Here is an 18459-nt window from a genome sequence, read left to right as displayed (position 1 = left end):
AAACAGCGCATGTCTCGGTCACATGAAACCAGGATTCCGGGGTACATATTGCGACCAATCGCCCAGATCCCGCGTTGACATCAGAACCATGGGAAGCGTGATGCGCATCCCGTGCTCGACAGCGGAGCTTAGAACGCTGTCCGTCGTGCCAGGGAGAAACGCCGACACCGACGAAGAACCTGTCTCCGCAGCCAGGTTCAGCGCGGTCCTGAAGGCGGCGTCGAGAACGTCGGGTTGCATGACGGCAAGTGGTCCAATGTGACCGTTGCTACCGACATAGGCGTAGCCGAGGCAGTCATCTCCGTCATAGAGACCGAAACCTGTCGTCGCGTCGTCGTTGATCAGATATCGATGATGTTTCTCGCGTGAAACACCCAAGGCCAGACTGTCGATCCGGGCAAGATTGCGCACATGCGAAGCTGTGTCCTTCAGGGGCAAGCATCGCAGCGGTGCATTTCGCAATCGAGTTGTGAGGACATCCCGCGCGACGCTGAGATTGTAAATCGGAAATCGCGGGAACAATCCGTGCCTGATATAGAGTCCTTGTGACACCGTATTGAAGCTGAAGGTGATCAGGGCCTTGCTGGTAGCACCGGATTGCCGCGCATGCTCCAGCGTTCGTTTCAGCAGTTCGTTGCCGATCCCGCTGCCCTGATGACCGGGCGACACGAACAACTGGGCGAGAAACCACAGATCGCCGCAAACCCAGCTCCAGGCGAAGCCGAGGATTTCATCAGCGTCTTGCGCCACCCACAAACCAGCGGCGTCATCCTTCAAGGAAAACGATTGGAAATTGGTTGGGCGCGAGACAGCCATCGGCCCAAAGCCATGGCGTTCGGTAAGCTCGTTGATGCTGGCAACGACAAGCTCGTCAGCTCGCTTCAGATCTTGCGCGCGGGCAGGTCGATAGACGACTGACATGGCCACCCCCTAGGCAAGAAGTCGCTGACGCAGGGTAGAGCGTCCCCTGCCGAAGTCAAACGGCGCCTGTTTGCCAATCCTGTCCCTAAAGCGATTGCGCGATCAGCGTCAGAAAACCCCCGCCCAGCGCGACATTGCCCACAAAGCCATTGATGCGGGACGCGCGATCCGGGCCCTGATGGTCCCAGAAATTGTGGAACATCGGCGTGGCGACGATCAGGAACAGCACCAGCACCGCGCAGGCAGTCGCGGTCCACAGGCCCGCCATCACCAACAGGCCGGCAATGATCTGCAGGACGATGCCGGCCCGCAGTGCCAATCGCGCCTGCGGCACGCCACGCGCGGCCATAAGCCCCGTCAGGAAGGCTCTGTTCTGGATGTTGCGCAGGCCGGCGAAGACGAAGGCGCCGCCGAGCAACAGGCGGCCGAGAAACAAAAACGTCGAAGGCAAATCGGTGGGCACCAAACTCTCCCCTTAAAAACAGGTGGAGCGCCGCCTCTCGACGGCGCTCCAAAACACAATCGGTCGATCAGGCAGCCTTGGCCGCCGGCATCGGATGAATGGCCTGGAACGGGATGCACAGCCGATTCCAGGTGTTGATCATGCCGAGCGCCACCGAAAGCTTGATCAGTTCCTCTTCCGAGAAATGCTCGAGCGTGCGAGCGTAGAGTTCGTCCGATACGCCGTTGTTGGCGATCAGGGTCACGGCCTCGGTCCAGGCGAAGGCAGCGCGCTCACGCTCGGAGAACAGCGGCGATTCCTTCCAGGCCGAAACCAGATAGAGCCGCTGCTCGGTCTCGCCGTCACGCCTCGCCTCGCGACTGTGCATCTCGACGCAGTAGGAGCAGCCATTGATCTGCGAGGCCCTGAGCTTGATCAGGTGCAGCAGGCTTTCCTCGAGCCCGCATTCGTCCACCGCCTTGTTGAGCGCCGACACCGCCTTCATGATTTCCGGCGCCTTGGCGAAAAATTGCAGCCTCTGTTTCATCGTCTTCCTTTCACGTCTGCTTGGTTGAACTGGATTTCTGCGGTCGCTGATGGCGCGCCACGAAGGCGCAGCTCGCGGCAAAGGATCTCGGATCGCCCTCCGCCGCGTAGTCCGCCACGATGTCGGACAGCTTTGTTTCGGCGAGCGCTGCCCGATAGGCGCGCTCAGCCCTGAGCATCGCTGCATTGATGCCGCAGGGTTTGACATAGGCGGATGCATCGAGCTTGACCGGACCGTTGCGGCGGATTTCGCCACAGCGAAATGCCGGTTCGCGCCCTTCGATCGCCAGCACGATGTCGAGCAGCGTGATGCGCTCGGCCGGCCGCGCCAGTCGGTAGCCGCCCGCCGGACCCGATACCGATTCCAGGATGCGCTCGGCGGTCAGCATATTCAGATGCTTCAGCAGATAGCTCGGCGACAGGCCGAAGGACTCGGCCAGGGCCGAGCCGGGCATGGTACTGTTGCCATCGACACTCGCCAGCGTGGCGGCGCAATGAATGGCTGCCTCGACGCCCTCGCCCAGCTTCATTGTGTGGCTCTCCTTTTCATGGATATCTTTTATCGTGGATAATTTTTATCTGCAATAGGAAAGTGAAAAACGGCGCCCGAAGGCGCCGCTTTTTCGTCAGAAGGCGCGGCTACTCAGCCGCCACCTTGGCCATCGGGTTGTTCGGGTGCGTCGTCCAGTTGGCGTAGATCGGCGACACCGGCTTGCCGGTGCGCTGGTCCATCACGCCCGCCGCCAGCGGCTCCATGGTGATGCAGTTCTCGACCGGGCAGACATTGACGCACAGATTGCAGCCGACGCATTCGGCCTCGATCACCTCGAAGTGCCTGACGCCGTCGACCATGCTGGTGATCGCCTGGTGCGAGGTGTCCTCGCAGGCGATGTGGCAGCGGCCGCACTTGATGCAGGCGTCCTGGTCGATACGCGCCTTGGCGACATAGTTGAGGTTGAGATACTGCCAGTCGGTGACGTTTGGCGTGGCGCGGCCGACAATGTCGTCGAGCGAGGCATGGCCCTTCTCGTCCATCCAGTTTTCCAGGCCGGCGATCATCTCCTGCACGATCTTGAAGCCGTAGGTCATCGCCGCCGTGCACACCTGCACATTGCCGGCGCCCAGCGCCATGAATTCGGCCGCGTCACGCCAGGTGGTGATGCCGCCGATGCCGGAGATCGGCAGCCCATGCGTTTCGGGATCGCGCGCGATCTCGGCCACCATGTTCATGGCGATCGGCTTCACCGCCGGGCCGCAATAGCCGCCATGCGAGCCCTTGCCGTCGATGGTCGGCTGTGGTGCGAAACGGTCGAGGTCAACACCGGTGATCGAATTGATGGTGTTGATCAGCGACACCGCGTCGGTGCCGCCGGCAAGCGCTGCCCTCGCCGGCTTGCGCACATCGGTGATGTTGGGCGTCAGCTTGGTGATGACCGGCATGCGGGTGTTCTGCTTGCACCAGCGCACCACCATTTCGATGTATTCCGGCACCTGGCCGACGGCGGCACCCATGCCGCGTTCCGACATGCCGTGCGGGCAGCCGAAATTGAGCTCGATGCCGTCGGCCTCAGTCTCCTCGACCACCGGCAGGATCGCCTTCCAGGCCTCCTCGACGCATGGCACCATCAGCGAGACGACGATGGCGCGGTCGGGCCAGTCCTTCTTGACCTGCTTGATCTCGCGCAGATTGACCTGCAGGTCGCGGTCGGTGATCAGCTCGATGTTGTTGAGGCCGAGCAGGCGGCGGTCGGCGCCCCAGATCGCGCCGTAGCGCGGGCCGTTGACATTGACCACCGGAGGGCCTTCCTCGCCCAGCGTCTTCCACACCACGCCGCCCCAGCCGGCCTTGAAGGCGCGGATGACATTGTAGGCCTTGTCGGTCGGCGGCGCCGAGGCCAGCCAGAACGGATTTGGCGACTTGATGCCGACGAAATTGTTGCGGATGTCTGCCATGACAGGTCCCTTTCAGCCGAGACGAAGGATCAATTCGACGGGTGCGAGAATGCCGCCTTCAAGCGCGGCGGTAAGGTTGGCGATCTTGGTCCGGGCGTTCTCGCCCATGACGAGGCCGACGCCGGGCGGCGGCTTCCTGCCTTCCGCCTGCGCGGCGGCCATCCGGGCACGCATCGTGGCGAAGAATTCGACGGCGAAGGCGCCACGTCGCCGCTCGGCGATCACCGAAAATCCCGCTGCGGCGGCAGCCGCGCGATAGTCGTCGGGCGTGGCGACGAAGGACATGGTTTCATCGGATGCCCAGGGCAAGGGATAGGATAGCGCTCCGTCCTTCAGGCGCATCACGTCGTAGACGGCAAAGATGCCGCCCGGCTTGAGCACGCGGGCGGTCTCGCTCATCAGCTTCGGCTTGTCGGGAAGGTTCATGCCGACATGCAGGATGACAGCCGCATCGAAGCTGTCGTTTGCGAATGGCATGTCCAGCGCGCTGCCCTGCACGAAGCGCGTCTTGCCAGCCATTCCGGTTCGCTTCGACAGGCTTGTCGCGATATCGACATAGCTCTGCGTCAGGTCGATGCCGGTGACCTCGGCACCGGCGCTGTTCGCGACGAAGCGGGCCGGACCGCCGATGCCGGATCCGATGTCGAGAAGCTTGGCTGAGGGCTTGAGGTCCATCTGATCGACGAGTTCCTTGGTGGCGGCCACGCCGCCAATGTGGAATTCGTCAGCCGCTTCGAGATCACCGGCGCGCAGATGGGCAACGTCCACGCCCGTATCGGCGAGCGCGGCAAGGATCCGTTCCTCCAGGCCCGATATGTCGTAGTGACGGGCGATGCCCGGTTCCAGCGTGGCCATGATCCCTATCCCTGCATCAGACTCCTGTGCATGCTCTCGGCCGCGTCGCGGCCTTGCGCCACGGCCGAGACGGTGAGGTCGTCGCCACCGAAGATGCAGTCGCCGCCGGCCCAGACATTGGCCAGCGAAGTGCGACCTTCCGCATCGACCTTGATACGGCCGGCTTCGAGCTCGATCGCCGCACTGCTACCGTTGAGCGCTGCCGGCACAAAGCTCTGGCCGATCGCCTTGAACACTTGGTCGGCGGTGAGTGTCAGCGTCTCGCCGGTGCCGGCGAGCTTGTCGCCGGTGAGCGCGGTGTATTCGAGTTCGATGCCCGACACCTTGCCGCCTTCGGCAATCACCCGTTTCGGCTGCAACCAGTGGCGGATGGTGACACCGTTGGCGGCGGCCAGATCCTGTTCGAATTCGGAAGCGTTCATGTGCTCCTGGCCACGCCGGTAGCAGATCGTCACCTCCTCCGCGCCAAGCAGTTTCGATTGCACGGCGGCGTCGATCGCCGTCATGCCGCCGCCGATGACAACGACGCGGCGGCCAACCGGCAGGCTGGCGAGGTCGCTGGCCTGGCGCAGTTCGGCAATGAACTCCACCGCATTGGTGACGCCGTCGGCGTCCTCGCCGTCGGCGCGCAGCGCGTTGACGCCGCCAAGCCCCATGCCGAGAAACACCGCGTCGTAATTGCGGATCAGGTCGGACAGTTGATAGTCACGGCCAAGCGCCTTGCCGTTCTGGATGTCGATGCCGCCGATGGCGGTCACGTATTCGACTTCAGCCTGGGCGAAATTGTCGACGCTCTTGTAGGCTGCGATGCCGTATTCGTTGAGCCCGCCGGCCTTCGGCCGCGCTTCCAGGATGGTGACGTCGTGGCCATGGCGGGCGAGCCTGTGCGCGGCGGCAAGGCCGGCCGGCCCTGCACCGACCACGGCCACCGTCTTGCCGGTCGGCGTGGCGCGCGGATAAAACTGCTTGTTCTCGGCCATGGCGATATCAGTGGCGTAGCGCTGCAGACGGCCGATCTGCACCGGCTTGCCTTCCGCCACCTCGCGCACGCAGACCTCCTCGCACAGCGTCTCGGTCGGGCAAACACGGGCGCACATGCCGCCCAGAATATTCTGGTCGAAGATCGTCTTGGCCGAACCGATCGGATTGCCGGTCGATATCTGGCGGATGAACAGCGGAATGTCGATCGAGGTCGGGCACGCATTCATGCACGGCGCGTCGTAGCAGAAATAGCAGCGGTCGGATTCGACCAGCGCCTCGTGATGATCGAGCGGCGGGTGCAGGTCGGAAAAATTGTCCGCGTACTGGTCGGCCGAGAGCCTGCCGCCTGCGATGCCGTCCCTGAACTGGCCTTCTGGCATTCTCAGTTCCCCATGTTTTCGTTTTGGGAAAGGCTAGCACGTTTTGTTTTTTTATCAATTGGTCAATTTTCGGAGCAAGGCACTGAAAAGACTGCGTAATAATATGATTTTTTCACTCATGTTATTGCGCGGTCGGTTGCGTCTACAGCGCCCGGGCGACCGAAATCGAGCGCGTGGCCATGAATGGCCCGGACCTCGTCGGCGACCAGCTGCTGCAGCCGCCACAGATTGCGGTCGTGGATGCCGAACGCTTCGAGATGACTGACCGTGTTGTAGAGATATTCGGCGCCGGAGCCGATATGCCCGCAGGCCCTGGCCAGCACGCCGGCCACCCTCTCCAGCGGCTGGCTCAATGACGTCCCCCTGCCCTTCACGCCGACCCAGAAGCCAAGCGCTCGCAGCGCGCCCTGGCCCGTATGCACCGGCAGCCACCTGACCGAGTCGATACTTTCGTGGTCGCTGATCTCGCGCCGCAGCAGCCTTTCGATCTGGGCCGGTTTTTCGCCCTCCGGCAAGCGGTAGATCACGCCGTTGCAGCGGCCGCCCCGCTCGAGCGCCATCATCAGCCCCGGCTGGTCGGCGCTGCCGCGCCAACGCACCATGTCGAGGCAGAAGGAGCGGTGCCAGCCGAAGGCCGTGGCGAGCTGTTGCTCGACTGACTCGAATTCCGGCTTCCAGATCAGCGACCCGTAGGCGAACACCCATAGCGGCCCCGCGTCGGCTTCACCGGACAGCCGCGAGGCAAGGGTCCGGAAATCCTCGTCGTCCAAAGGCGTCCAGTTCGGGTCCGGGCCGGGATCGGCTTCCTCCCGATGGCACAGTGCGACAAGCTCGGGCGTGAGCGACATCCGGCGCATGAAACGACGTCCCCTCTTTGTCTTTGTCGCAGAGAAATCGAAAACCACGGCGCGCGCAAGCCTGGGAACATTTGCTCCAAGTCGGCCATTGTTGTCCGGGCGGGTGTCGGATTTCCGTCGTGAAGATCGTCCTAGGATGGATCGGACGACGATCGATCCATAAAGGTGAGGAGACCGACAATGCCGAAATCCCCGATGCCCTTCTTCTGGTACGAGTTGATGACATCAAACCTCGACGCCGCCGAGGCGTTCTACACCAAGGTGGTCGGCTGGACGGCGCAGCCTTTCGACAAGGCCCCCGGAATGCCGCGCTATATCGTCATGAATGTCGGCGAACGTGGCGTAGGTGGCCTGATGACGATGCCCGAGGACGCCGCCAAGATGGGCATGCCGCCCGCCTGGCTCGGCTATATCCACACCAAGGATGTTGATGCCTCGACCAAGGCACTGAAGGCTGCCGGCGGAGCTGTCCCCCGCGAGCCCGACGACATCCCCGGTGTCGGCCGCTTTGCCGTCGTCGCCGATCCGCAAGGCGCAACGTTCATGTTCCTGCAGCCGAACGGTCCGGACCAGCCCATCGTGCCGGCCGCAACGCCGGGCCATATCGGCTGGCACGAGCTTTACACATCGGACTGGAAGGCCGCGTTCGATTTCTATTCCGACCAGTTCGGCTGGGCCAATGCGGGTGACTTCGACATGGGCCCGATGGGCATCTACCAGACCTTTACGGCCGGCCCCGAATCCGGCGGCGGCATCATGAACAAGCCCGAACAGATCCCGGCGCCGGTCTGGCAGTTCTACTTCAACGTCCCGGCCATCGACGCGGCGGCCAAACGCGTCACCGACAATGGCGGCAAGAACCTGATGGGGCCAATGGAAGTTCCCGGCGGCAGCTGGATCGTGCAATGCGCGGACCCGCAAGGCGCACATTTCGCGCTGATGGCGCCGGTGCGCTGACGACAGACACCGCTGGCACGAAGCGACGACCTCTCATCGCACGACAGATGAAAGGTCGCATTCCTCCGCCTGGCCGTCCTATTCCGGCGTCAACACCGCGACCTTCAGCTCAGCCTTTTTCGCGCCACTGAACTGGACGGTGGCCGGGCCGGCCGCGAGCTTGAAGCGCACGCTCTTGCGGATGCCGGGGCAGGTTTTCACGCCGCTATAGCCCGCCGACTTGATCGCGTGGCCGTCCTGGATGACATCGATCCAGGCCTCGCCTGAGAGGCTTATCTGAATGGCCCCCTCGGTCGGCACCTCCACGCTGGCGACGGCACCGAACGTGCCTGATGCAGGAGCATGTTCGGGCGGCAGCGTAAAACCGGCTCTCTCCGCCGGGACCAGGGCCAGATCCGCGGCAGCCCCCACCGCCAGCGTCGCTCCAGACGGCGTTGCGGGCGCCGCGGCAAACAGCACCTGTTCCCGCGTCACCGGCCATTTGAAGGCCTCGCAGCCGGCGTCTTCGGCCATGGCGAAGCTGGTGCCTGCAAGGATTGCGAATAGGCTGATGATGACTTTTTTCATGGCGAAGGGACCCAGATGTTTAGAGTGTCCCTACCGATACAACCATGGCGATATGAATGCAACCCTGACGAGAACATTTGAGAGTCATACTGGGGAACATTTCCACTCACCGATTGTTGATGGCATTCCACGGGAAGTGAATGGTCCATTGCCGGGCGATAATCTATGGCCGGGTCGGGAGGGTGAAATGGAGTTTTAGATGAAGCTTTTAGAAGGCGTTGCCCGATGCCAGCCGCAGGCCCTTGGCGTTCTGCGCATCATGACCGCGCTGCAATTCATCGAGCATGGCAGTCAAAAACTGTTCAATTTTCCCGTAAGTGCCGACCCGCACGCCCTCTCCGGGCTGACGCTCACCGCCGGCATCCTCGAATTCGCCGGCGGCATATTGCTGGCGATGGGGCTTTTCACCCGGCCGGTGGCATTCCTTCTGGCCGGCGAAATGGCGATCGCCTATTTCATGGCGCACATGCCGCGTGACTTCTTCCCGGTCAACAACGGTGGCGATTCGGCAATCTCGTTCTGCTTCATCTTCCTCTATCTGTTCTTTGCTGGCGCCGGCGCCTTCGCGCTGGACAACCGCGGCAACAGGTGAGGCCGGAACAGAGGGTGAGCCTTCACCCTCTCATGCGCTCGAAATTCGCATCGAACAGCGGCGCCGCCTGCATGCGCGCCGCGTGGCGTTTGCCAAGCAGTTCGATCTCGAAACCATCGCTCTCGTCGGCGATCTCCTTCGGCACATAGCCGACGGCGACGGACTTTTTCGAATGATGCGCGTAGCCGCCCGAGGTGACCCAGCCGCGCACCGAGCCGCCGAACCAGATCGGCTCGTCGCCGATGACATCGGCGTCGTCGGCATCGACGATGAAGGCACGCAGGCGAAGCCTGCCGCCTTGTTTGCGCTCGGCCAGCGCTCCCGCCTTGCCGATGAAATCGGCCTCCTTGCCATAGGCGACGAAGCGGTCGAGCCCTGCTTCCAGCGGCCCGTAAATCGGCCGGTATTCGCGCGCCCATGAGCCGTAATTCTTCTCCAGCCGCAACGCGTTGAGCGCGCGCGAACCGAACAGGCCGATGCCGAATTCCTCACCGGCCGCCATCAGAGCCCGGAATGCGGCGCGCTGATACTCCGGCGCCACCCACATCTCGTAGCCGAGATCGCCGGTGTAGCTGACGCGGCCGACCAGGCACGGCGCCATGCCGATATCCATGCTGGCAATGGCCATGAATGGAAACGCGGCATTCGAAACATCCGAGCGCGTAACCTTTGCCAGCACATCGCGCGCCTTCGGCCCGGCGATCGACAAGCCGGTGAGCTTCTGGCCCAGCGCCTCGATGCGGACAGAGCCATCATCAGGCAGGTGCTTTTCGAACCAGCGCATGTGGTATTGCTCGGCAACTCCCGAGCCGGCGAGGAACCAGCCGCCACTGCCGAGATTGGCCAGCGTGAAGTCGCCGATCAGCTTGCCATCTTCCTTCAGCATCGGCGCCAGCGTCATGCGGCCGGGTTTCGGCAGTTTGCAGGCAAGCAGGCGGTCGAGCCACGCCGCGGCCCCCTCACCCGTCACCTTGTACTTGGCGAAGCTCGAAATCTCCGACAGGCCGACACCGGTGCGAACCGTCTTCACCTCGTTGGCCACATGCGTGAAATCGCTCGAGCGACGCCAGGAGAACTCGTCCTCGACGCCTTCCGGCGCATACCAAAGCGGCACCTCCAGCCCATAGGCGACGCCCCAACGTGCGCCTTTGGCCGACAACAGATCATAGACCGGCGTCGTCTTCAGCGGCCGCCCGGCGGGCAGTTCCTCGTTGGGGAAGCGGATCGAGAAGCGGCGCGAGTAATTCTCGCGCACCTTGGCGTTGGTGTAGGCCATCGTCGCCCAGTCGCCATAGCGCGCGACATCCATCGCCCAGATGTCGGCGCCGGGATCGCCCTCGATCATCCAGTTGGACAGCGCCAGGCCAACGCCGCCGCCTTGTGAGAAACCAGCCATGACGCCGCAGGCGACCCAGAAGCCCGGCAGGCCGCGCACCGGCCCGACCAGCGGATTGCCGTCCGGCGCGAAGGTGAACGGGCCGTTGATGATCTGCTTGATGCCGGTGTTCTGGAAGGCCGGAAAATGCCGGAAGCCGACCTCCAGCGACCGCGCGATGCGGTCGATGTCGGGCGCCAGCAGTTCATGGCCGAAATTCCATGGCGTCTCGAATTCGGACCACGGCTTGTTGGCCTTCTCATAGGTGCCCATCAGCATGCCGCCGCGCTCCTGGCGCAGATAGAGCTCGCCGTCGAAGTCGACCGCATGGATGATCTCGGTACCGGTCTTCTGGTTCCAAGCGGCGACCTCGGGCATGTCCTCGGTGATCAGGTACATGTGCTCCATGGCCAGCACCGGCAGTTCGAGGCCAACCATGCGGCCGACCTCGCGCGCCCACAGGCCGCCGGCGTTGACGACATGCTCGGCCACCACCTCGCCCTTGTTGGTGATGACACGCCACATCCCGTCGGCACGCCGCACGATGTCCTCAACCTTGGTGAAGCGCTCGACCTCGGCGCCGAGTTTGCGCGCGGCCTTGGCATAGGCATGGGTGACGCCGGAGGGATCGAGATGGCCGTCCTCCTTGTTTCTGACGGCGCCAACGAACTGCTTGGGATCAAGCAGCGGCATCAGTTCGGCTGCTTCTTTCGGTGAGATTTCCTCCAGTTCGATGCCGAGATAGCGGCCTTTGGCGACGACGCCGCGCAGCCAGTCGAGGCGCGCCTCGGTCGCCGCCAGGAGAACGCCGCCGGTCAGGTGCACGCCGGTAGCCTGGCCGGAAAGCTCCTCGATCTCCTTGTAGAGGCTGATGGTGTATTTCTGCAGCTTGGCAACGTTGGGGTCGCCATTGATCGTGTGCATGCCGCCGGCCGCGTGCCAGGTCGAGCCAGAGGTCAGCTCATCGCGCTCCAGCAGCACGACGTCGGTCCAGCCGTGGCGAGCGAGATGGAACAGCACGGAGCACCCGACGACGCCACCGCCAATGACCACGACCTTTGCATGCGACTTCATAGGTTTTCTCGTTATTTCAGAGTGTTGGATGAATGAAGTGAATCAAGACAGGAAGACTGGCGCATCACGGCTCGCCCTGCCCGATAGCTTCCTTGCGCTTGGCCATATAGGCCTCCAGCGCCTCGCGCACGGCGACATCCATCACCGGCTCGGCGTACTCTTCCAGCGCCTTCTTCCACAGTCGCGTCGCGCGCGCCGTGGCGTCGAGCCCGCCGGCCTCCTGCCAGGCTTCGTAGTTCTGCCAGTTGGAGAGCATCGGCTGGTAGAAGGCGGTGGCATAGCGCTCCAGCGTATGCGGCTCGCCGAAGAAATGGCCACCGGTCGGCACCGCGCCCAGCGCCTCGACGGCAAGCTCGGCCTCGTTGACCTCGATCGGCCGCAAGAATTCCATCATGTGCTGGATCATCTCGACATCGATGATGAACTTCTCGAACGAGGCCGTCAGCCCGCCCTCCTGCCATCCGGCAGCGTGATAGACGAGGTTGCCGTGGCCGAGCACCGCGCCCCACAGCGCCATCAGCGTCTCATAGGCCCCTTGCGCGTCGGCGGCGTTGGAGGCCGAGCCCGGCGTCGTGCGGTAGGGCAGCCCGTAGCGCCGCGCCAGCTGCCCCGACGCGACGTTGGCCTTGGTGTTCTCCGGCGTGCCGAAGGCCGGCGCGCCCGACTTCATGTCGACATTGGAGGTGAAGGCGCCATACATGACCGGTGCACCGGGACGCACCAGCTGCGTCAGCACCACGCCGAACAACGCCTCGGCATTCTGCTGCGCCAGCGCGCCGGCCAGCGTCACCGGGCTCATCGCCCCCATCAGCGTGAACGGCGTCACCGCCACCGACTGGCCGAACTCGGCCATCGTCATCAGCCCCTCCGCCATCATCTCGTCGAAACGGCGCGGCGAATTGACCGAGATGATGGTGGTGATGCCGGGATCATCGCGCATCTGGTCCAGTGTCAGCCCGCGCGCGATCGCCATCATCTCGATGCCGTCCAGCGCCCTGCCCCGGCCGATCGCCGAGACATGGAAGCTCTTGTCGGTCAGCGTCAGGTTGGTGAAATAGGTGTCGAGATGACGGGAATTCGCCGGCAGTTCCACCGGCGCGCAGACCTGGTTGCCGAGCATGTGAATGCAGTTGAAATGCTGTGCCAGACGGGTGAGATCCGCGTAGTCGCGCAGATTGCCGGCGCGGCGGCCACGCTCCATGTCGTGCACATTGGGCGGTCCGGCAACGAGCGTGAAATTGATGGTGTTGCCGCCGAGATGAACGGCATGCGACGGATTGCGTGGCGTCAACACATAGCTGGACCGCGTGGTCTTCAGCGCTTCTGCGACCAGGCCCCTGTCGATACGGACATTCGCCGTCGCATGATCGACTGTGGCGCCTGCCTTCTCGAACAGCGACAGCGCCCGCGGGCTCATCACCTCGATGCCGAAATTCTCCAGTATATGCATCGACGCCTGGTGGATCTGCTCGATCTGGTCGGGCGACAGCAGGGCCATCGGCGGATAGGGATTGGTTACCCGCCTGAGCGGCAGTTGCGGAATGGGCGTTGGGCCCCTGTTGCTGGTGCGCTCGGCGCCACGTTTGCGTCTTGGCTCGTTCATGCCCGGCATCAAAGCCCCGGCGAACCAGCCAAGCTGTCAGAAATACGCCGTTTGCGGGCGCGATTTTAGCCAAGGCGGCATTTATGCAATATCTCTTTAGAAAAAACGACGAAATGCGTCGGATTATCAATATGGTATCTTCCCGGGCAAATGCGCTGGCGAGCGGTTAACGACGGCGGCAAGATTCCGTTTATGATTTCGGCCTATTGCTCTGCCAATGCGTAGGTCGAGTTTTAGTAAAATTGTAGCGGTTGGCGTGCTGCTGGCACTTTCGGCCTGCGCGACGGCACCCAGCCACATCAACAATGTCTGCGCCGTCTTCGACCAGAACGACGGCTGGTTCGACAACTGGCAGTCGGCGGCTGAGCGCACGCAACAGAAATACGGCGTGCCGGTTCCCGTGCTTATGGCGACGGTGCGCAAGGAATCCGGTTTCAAGAGCAATGCCCGGCCGCCGCGCACCAAGCTGCTCGGCTTCATTCCGTGGACGCACGTCTCGTCGGCCACCGGCTTCTCGCAGGCGCTGGACGGCACCTGGTCGCAATATCAGAACGAAACCGGCAACTGGGCGGCGCGGCGGACGAAATTCGCCGATGCCGTCGATTTCGTCGGTTGGTACCATTCCAAGACCGCCGACACCTACGGTGTTGCCCGCAACGACACCTACAATCTCTATCTCGCCTACTATCTCGGCTGGACCGCCTATGGCCGCGGCAACCGCGGCGACGCCGGCGTCCAGGGCTATGCCCGGGCCACCGAAAAGATGGCTCGGGACTATGAAAAGCAGCTGAGCCAGTGCGGCAACTGAACGCGCCGCGCCTCTAACCTCGATCGGTCAGCTCGGCTTCTTGCCACGTGGGCGCCTGGGCGCGGCGGCCGTCGGGCCCGCGTCCGTCACATGCGGCGCGTCCTCCGGCACGCCTTCACGCGCGGCATGTTCCTTGTCGAACTTGATCACCGGCTCCATCTTGGCCAGCACATCGTCGGAAAGCCAGCACAGGCTCATATGGCCGTTGCCGAGATGCTTCACCGGCGGCACCTTGGTCTCGCACAGATTGTCCGGCACCAGCTTCTTGTAGCCGCAACGTGTCTGGAACGGACAGCCTGATGGCGGGTTCATCGCCGAGGGAATGTCGCCCTCCAGCACGATATGCCGCTTCACCACGCTGGTGTCGGCGATCGGGATCGCCGACAGCAGCGCCTCGGTATAGGGGTGATAGGGCGGCGCGAAGATCTGGTCGGTCGTGCCTTGCTCGACGATATAGCCGAGATACATGACGACGACGCGGTCGGCGATGTAGCGCACGACGGACAGGTCGTGGCTGATGAACAGCATCGTCGTCTTGTTCTTGCGCTGGATGTCCATCAAGAGTTCGGTCACCGCGGCCTGCACCGACACGTCGAGCGCCGAGACCGGCTCGTCGGCCACCACCACCTTGGCGTCGCCGGCAAAGGCGCGCGCCACGCCGATGCGCTGCTTCTGGCCGCCCGAAAGCTGGCGCGGCTTGCGGGTTTCGAAGGCCCGCGGCAGCTTCACCAGGTCGAGCAGTTCCAGCATCCGCTTGCGGCGGTCGGCAACCGTCTTGCCAACCTTGAATTTCTCCAGCGTGCGGATGATCTGCGAGCCGACCGAATGGCTGGGGTTGAGCGTGTCGAACGGGTTCTGGAACACCATCTGGATCGACGACACGGTATCGACGCTGCGGCTCTCGACGCCGGTCGACTGGATTTCCTTGTTGCCCAGCGTGACAGTGCCCGAGCTTGCCGTCTCAAGTCCGAGCAGCACCTTGGCCAGCGTCGACTTTCCACAGCCGGATTCACCGACAATGGCGACGGTCTCGGATTCGCGCGCCATGAACGAGATCGTCTCGTTGGCCTTGACGACACGCCCCTCGCTCGAGCCGAACACCTCGTTGCCGCCGACCTTGTAATACTTCCGCAGGTCCTCGATCTTCAGCACCGGCGCGCCGGGCACGACGCGCTCATTGACCTTCTTGGCGCCGGGCGGCAGCGCTTCCCAGTCGATCTCGTTGAAGCGCACGCAGCGCGAGAAATGGCCTTCATGGCCTTCGACCGCGATCATCGGAATCTCGGCGGCGTTGCAGACGCCCTCGACGAAATGGTGGCAGCGCGGACCGAAATTGCAGCCCTTCGGCCGCTCATGCGGCAGCGGCAATTGCCCGGGGATGGAGATCAGCGGCCGCGAATTCTTGTCGGCGCCGGGCAGCGGGATCGAGCGGAACAGCCCTTGCGTGTAGGGATGGCGCATCCGGTCGAACACGTCCTTGATCTTGCCGGTCTCCACCGCCTCGCCCGAATACATCACCGTGATGCGGTCGCAGGTCTCGAGGATCAGGCCGAGATTGTGCGACACGAAGATCATCGAGGTGCCGAACTTCTCGCCCAGCCCCTTGACCAGATCGACGATGCCCGCCTCCACCGTCACGTCGAGCGCCGTCGTCGGCTCGTCGAGCAGCAGCAGCGCCGGCTTCGACAGCAGCGCCATGGCGATGACGATGCGCTGCTGCTGGCCGCCCGAAAGCTGGTGCGGATAGGAGCGCATCATGCGCTCGGGATCGGGCAGCTTGACAGAGCGCACCATTTCGAGCGCCCGTTTGTAAGCCTCTTCCTTCGACACCTTGTCGTGGATCAGCGGCACTTCCATCAGCTGCTGGCCGACCTTCATCGCAGGGTTGAGGCTGGCCATCGGCTCCTGGTAGATCATGGCGATCTTGTTGCCACGGATGGCACGCAGCTCCTCGTCGGAGAGCTCGCCCATGTCCTTGCCCTGGAACTTGATCTTGCCGCCGACGATCTTCCCGATGTTGGAGAGGTCGCGCATGATGCCGAGCGACACGGTCGACTTGCCGCAGCCGGATTCGCCGACGATGCCCATCGCCTCGCCCGGCATGACCGTGCAGGAAAAATCCATGACGGCCGGTATCTCGCCCTTGCGGGTAAAGAAGGAGATCGACAGGTTCTCGATCTCGATGATCGGCCCATTGGTCGGCTTGGCGGGATTTCGAACTGCCTCATTCATGGGTCGCTCCAATCCAATTTTACCAGATGCGGGCCGAAGCCCGTCAATCAGTCTTTCATCGATTGTTCACGCAAAGAGTCGGCGAGCAGGTTGAGCCCCAGCACGAACGACATCAGTGCGATCGTCGGCGGCAGCGCCGGGTGGATGAAGGAGCGCAGCAGACGGCTGGCGTCCTTGATCGCGGTGCCCCAGTCCGGGCTTTCCGGCGCCAGGCCCAGGCCGAAATAGCCGAGCGTGCCGAGCAGGATGGTGGTGTAGCCGATGCGCAGGCAGGCATCGACGATCAGCGGCCCGCGCGCATTGGGCAGGATCTCCCACAGCATGATGTACCAGGGTGATTCGCCGCGCGTCTGCGCCGCCGCCACATAGTCGCGCGTCTTGATGTCCATCACCAGGCCGCGCACGATGCGGAACACGCCGGGGCTGGAGGCGAACACCACGGCCACGAAGATATTGAGCTGGTTGGGATCGATATGCACGATGTGCAGCGGGTCACGGTCGAACACGAGGCCGACATAGATCCAGCCGCCGATCACCAAGGTCAGGCCGAGCAGGATGTAGATCCGGTCGGGCCGGTTCTTGTAGCGCGTCCAGAACAGCACGCTGAAGAAGATGATCGGAAACAGGAAGAACACGCCAGCCAGCGCATAAGGGATCGGCGTATCCATGATGCCCGGCGTCACCAGAAGGTAGAACAAGAGGATGACCGGGAAGGCGAGCACGAGGTTGGCCAGGAACGACAGCACGGTGTCGATCTTGCCGCCATAGTAGCCGGCAGGCAGGCCGAGCGTGATGCCGACCATCAGCGCGAAGCCCGTCGCGGCAGGGGCGATGATGAGCACGATCTGGCTGCCATAGACCATGCGCGAAAACACGTCGCGCGCCAGCTTGTCGCCGCCGAAAAGATAGACCAGCCCCGACTGCGGCTCGATCCCGCCCGGCAACACGTCCTTCATGATCGGCACCTGGGCGAGCGGATCGAAGGGCGAGATGGTCGCGGCGAAGATGGCCGTGAACAGCCAGAACAGGCAGATGCCGACGCCGACGATGCCGACGCCGCTGTCGAACAGCTGCCCGTAGAGCGCCAGCTTCTTCTTGTAGGCGAAGCTTGCTCCCATCACGATGACGAGCGCGATCCACACCGGCCAGAAGCGCGACAGCACTCCCAGTACGACATTGACGGCGCTGATATATTCGACCTGCATCCGCCTGATCTCCTACTGGACTCTGATACGCGGATTGAGAAACGCGTAGCCGACATCGGAAATGAGCTGCGTGATCAGGACGATGAACACCGAGACCAGCGAGCAGCCGAGCAGCAGATCGATGTCGTTGTTGCCGGCCGCCTCGACCAGCGTGTAGCCGAAGCCCTGATAGCGGAACATCACTTCGACGATGACGACGCCGGTGAGCAGCCACGGAAACTGCAGCATGATGACCGTGAAGGGCGCGATCAACGCATTGCGCAACGCATGTTTCACAACCACGCTGCCGAAGGAGAGCCCCTTCAATCGGGCAGTGCGGATATATTGCTGAGTCATCACCTCGACCATCGAAGCGCGCGTCATGCGGGCGATATAGCCGATGCCGTAGATCGCCAGCGTCATGACGGGCAGCGTGAAATTATAGAAGGTGATGCCCTGGCTTGCCGATGCGGCCGAACCGTTCAGCCAGCCGAGCCATGAGGCGAAGATGACGGTGAAGATGACGCCCGACACATATTCAGGTGTCGCGGTCGAGGCGATCGAGGCCACCGAAAGCACGCGGTCGGTTCGCGACCCCTCGCGCATGCCGGCCAGGATGCCTATCAAGAGCGAGATCGGCACCATCACCGCCAGCACCCAGAACATCAGGATGCCGGTGGCGCCAAGAGCGGGGAACAGCTTCGAGGCGACCGTCGCCTTGAACTTGGTCGAGCAGCCGAAATCGCCTTCGAGAACGCCAGAGAAGGTCGGCACCACCGGATCGTTGCAAAAGGTGAAACGCTGCGCCGGCTTGCCTGTCGTCGGGTCGGTCACCGGCTGCTTGGGCAGGACGCCAAGCCACTGACCGTAGCGGACGAAGAAGTTCTGCCGGTAGCCGTGATTGGCCAGCCATCCTTCGAGTTGCTCGGCCGACGTGTGCATCTCCGTCTGGCTGATCGCCAGCTTCTTCAGATTGGGCTCGAGATTGATCAGGAAGAAGACGATCATCGTCAGGCACAGCATCGTCAATGCCATGGTGCCGAGACGCCTGATAACGAAAGAAAGCATGGCGGCCCCCTGCCGATGGGGTTGGGGTTTGAGCCGGCTCCAAAGCCTTGCCCGCCGTTACCGG

At 63.1% G+C, this 18459-nt stretch carries 17 protein-coding genes; 3 read left to right on the top strand and 14 right to left on the bottom strand.

The genetic code is table 11. The features are described from left to right. Positions 1–18 precede the first annotated feature (18 nt). From BLS48_RS18280 to BLS48_RS18245, 8 genes are all read right to left on the bottom strand, one after another. Positions 19–921, bottom strand: coding sequence for a GNAT family N-acetyltransferase (locus tag BLS48_RS18280; protein WP_091580175.1), 903 nt, complete (start codon positions 919–921; stop codon positions 19–21). Between the two features lie 85 nt (positions 922–1006). Beyond that, complete coding sequence (locus BLS48_RS18275; protein WP_091580173.1) at positions 1007–1384, bottom strand: DoxX family protein; 378 nt, start codon at positions 1382–1384, stop codon at positions 1007–1009. 67 nt (positions 1385–1451) lie between these two features. Then, positions 1452–1910, bottom strand: coding sequence for a carboxymuconolactone decarboxylase family protein (locus BLS48_RS18270; RefSeq protein ID WP_091580170.1), 459 nt, complete (start codon positions 1908–1910; stop codon positions 1452–1454). Positions 1911–1920: 10 nt separating this feature from the next. Continuing rightward, positions 1921–2439: an RrF2 family transcriptional regulator gene (locus tag BLS48_RS18265; protein WP_091580168.1), complete on the bottom strand. Its 519-nt coding sequence runs from the start codon at positions 2437–2439 to the stop codon at positions 1921–1923. A gap of 109 nt (positions 2440–2548) precedes the next feature. Further along, entirely contained in the window at positions 2549–3862 is a 1314-nt protein-coding gene (gene preA, locus BLS48_RS18260; RefSeq protein WP_091580165.1) for an NAD-dependent dihydropyrimidine dehydrogenase subunit PreA, read from the bottom strand. Between the two features lie 12 nt (positions 3863–3874). Continuing rightward, a complete protein-coding gene (locus BLS48_RS18255; RefSeq protein WP_091580163.1) occupies positions 3875–4717 on the bottom strand; it encodes a class I SAM-dependent methyltransferase in 843 nt (280 codons plus the stop codon). A 5-nt stretch (positions 4718–4722) separates the two neighbouring features. Continuing rightward, on the bottom strand, positions 4723–6078 hold the full coding sequence (locus BLS48_RS18250) for an NAD(P)-dependent oxidoreductase (RefSeq protein ID WP_091580160.1): 1356 nt from the start codon (positions 6076–6078) through the stop codon (positions 4723–4725). Positions 6079–6194: 116 nt separating this feature from the next. Then, entirely contained in the window at positions 6195–6935 is a 741-nt protein-coding gene (locus tag BLS48_RS18245) for a gamma-glutamylcyclotransferase (RefSeq protein WP_091580157.1), read from the bottom strand. Between the two features lie 180 nt (positions 6936–7115). Between BLS48_RS18245 and BLS48_RS18240 the strand changes: the two genes are divergently transcribed. After that, a complete protein-coding gene (locus BLS48_RS18240) occupies positions 7116–7892 on the top strand; it encodes a VOC family protein (protein ID WP_091580155.1) in 777 nt (258 codons plus the stop codon). 78 nt (positions 7893–7970) lie between these two features. On the opposite strand, the gene BLS48_RS18235 is transcribed toward BLS48_RS18240, so the two are convergent. Then, positions 7971–8459, bottom strand: a complete 489-nt coding sequence (locus tag BLS48_RS18235; RefSeq protein WP_091580152.1) for a hypothetical protein — start codon at positions 8457–8459, stop codon at positions 7971–7973. Positions 8460–8658: 199 nt separating this feature from the next. Here BLS48_RS18235 and BLS48_RS18230 point away from each other — a divergent pair, with 199 nt between their 5' ends. Beyond that, on the top strand, positions 8659–9051 hold the full coding sequence (locus tag BLS48_RS18230) for a DoxX family protein (RefSeq protein ID WP_091580150.1): 393 nt from the start codon (positions 8659–8661) through the stop codon (positions 9049–9051). Between the two features lie 22 nt (positions 9052–9073). Here BLS48_RS18230 and BLS48_RS18225 read toward each other — a convergent pair whose 3' ends face one another. Next, entirely contained in the window at positions 9074–11500 is a 2427-nt protein-coding gene (locus BLS48_RS18225; RefSeq protein ID WP_091580147.1) for a GcvT family protein, read from the bottom strand. A 64-nt stretch (positions 11501–11564) separates the two neighbouring features. Then, entirely contained in the window at positions 11565–13103 is a 1539-nt protein-coding gene (locus BLS48_RS18220; RefSeq protein ID WP_167365141.1) for a trimethylamine methyltransferase family protein, read from the bottom strand. Between the two features lie 217 nt (positions 13104–13320). Between BLS48_RS18220 and BLS48_RS18215 the strand changes: the two genes are divergently transcribed. Then, on the top strand, positions 13321–13911 hold the full coding sequence (locus tag BLS48_RS18215) for a transglycosylase SLT domain-containing protein (protein ID WP_091580141.1): 591 nt from the start codon (positions 13321–13323) through the stop codon (positions 13909–13911). A gap of 27 nt (positions 13912–13938) precedes the next feature. On the opposite strand, the gene BLS48_RS18210 is transcribed toward BLS48_RS18215, so the two are convergent. The 3 genes from BLS48_RS18210 to BLS48_RS18200 are packed head-to-tail and all read right to left on the bottom strand — an operon-like array spanning position 13939 to position 18395. Beyond that, the gene (locus tag BLS48_RS18210; RefSeq protein WP_091580138.1) at positions 13939–16143 is read right to left on the bottom strand and encodes a dipeptide ABC transporter ATP-binding protein; all 2205 of its coding nucleotides are present in this window, start codon (positions 16141–16143) and stop codon (positions 13939–13941) included. A 47-nt stretch (positions 16144–16190) separates the two neighbouring features. Further along, complete coding sequence (locus BLS48_RS18205; RefSeq protein ID WP_091580134.1) at positions 16191–17348, bottom strand: ABC transporter permease; 1158 nt, start codon at positions 17346–17348, stop codon at positions 16191–16193. Between the two features lie 12 nt (positions 17349–17360). Next, positions 17361–18395 carry an ABC transporter permease gene (locus BLS48_RS18200; RefSeq protein WP_091580131.1) on the bottom strand — a complete coding sequence of 345 codons (1035 nt, stop codon included), beginning with the start codon at positions 18393–18395 and terminating at the stop codon, positions 17361–17363. Positions 18396–18459: the final 64 nt, after the last annotated feature.

It is taken from the genome of Mesorhizobium qingshengii, from assembly GCF_900103325.1.
GTDB lineage: Bacteria > Pseudomonadota > Alphaproteobacteria > Rhizobiales > Rhizobiaceae > Mesorhizobium > Mesorhizobium qingshengii.
Note: the sequence above shows the minus strand (reverse complement) of the source record. Positions and strands in the feature narration are given on the sequence as shown.

Excerpts from the sequence above, each read along its gene's own strand:
- BLS48_RS18280 (WP_091580175.1), bottom strand. The coding sequence starts at position 921 with ATGTCAGTCGTCTATCGACCTGCCCGCGCGCAAGATCTGAAGCGAGCT.
- BLS48_RS18270 (WP_091580170.1), bottom strand. The coding sequence starts at position 1,910 with ATGAAACAGAGGCTGCAATTTTTCGCCAAGGCGCCGGAAATCATGAAG.
- BLS48_RS18265 (WP_091580168.1), bottom strand. The coding sequence starts at position 2,439 with ATGAAGCTGGGCGAGGGCGTCGAGGCAGCCATTCATTGCGCCGCCACG.
- preA (WP_091580165.1), bottom strand. The coding sequence starts at position 3,862 with ATGGCAGACATCCGCAACAATTTCGTCGGCATCAAGTCGCCAAATCCG.
- BLS48_RS18255 (WP_091580163.1), bottom strand. The coding sequence starts at position 4,717 with ATGGCCACGCTGGAACCGGGCATCGCCCGTCACTACGACATATCGGGC.
- BLS48_RS18250 (WP_091580160.1), bottom strand. The coding sequence starts at position 6,078 with ATGCCAGAAGGCCAGTTCAGGGACGGCATCGCAGGCGGCAGGCTCTCG.
- BLS48_RS18245 (WP_091580157.1), bottom strand. The coding sequence starts at position 6,935 with ATGCGCCGGATGTCGCTCACGCCCGAGCTTGTCGCACTGTGCCATCGG.
- BLS48_RS18240 (WP_091580155.1), top strand. The coding sequence starts at position 7,116 with ATGCCGAAATCCCCGATGCCCTTCTTCTGGTACGAGTTGATGACATCA.
- BLS48_RS18235 (WP_091580152.1), bottom strand. The coding sequence starts at position 8,459 with ATGAAAAAAGTCATCATCAGCCTATTCGCAATCCTTGCAGGCACCAGC.
- BLS48_RS18230 (WP_091580150.1), top strand. The coding sequence starts at position 8,659 with ATGAAGCTTTTAGAAGGCGTTGCCCGATGCCAGCCGCAGGCCCTTGGC.
- BLS48_RS18225 (WP_091580147.1), bottom strand. The coding sequence starts at position 11,500 with ATGAAGTCGCATGCAAAGGTCGTGGTCATTGGCGGTGGCGTCGTCGGG.
- BLS48_RS18220 (WP_167365141.1), bottom strand. The coding sequence starts at position 13,103 with ATGAACGAGCCAAGACGCAAACGTGGCGCCGAGCGCACCAGCAACAGG.
- BLS48_RS18215 (WP_091580141.1), top strand. The coding sequence starts at position 13,321 with ATGCGTAGGTCGAGTTTTAGTAAAATTGTAGCGGTTGGCGTGCTGCTG.
- BLS48_RS18210 (WP_091580138.1), bottom strand. The coding sequence starts at position 16,143 with ATGAATGAGGCAGTTCGAAATCCCGCCAAGCCGACCAATGGGCCGATC.
- BLS48_RS18205 (WP_091580134.1), bottom strand. The coding sequence starts at position 17,348 with ATGCAGGTCGAATATATCAGCGCCGTCAATGTCGTACTGGGAGTGCTG.
- BLS48_RS18200 (WP_091580131.1), bottom strand. The coding sequence starts at position 18,395 with ATGCTTTCTTTCGTTATCAGGCGTCTCGGCACCATGGCATTGACGATG.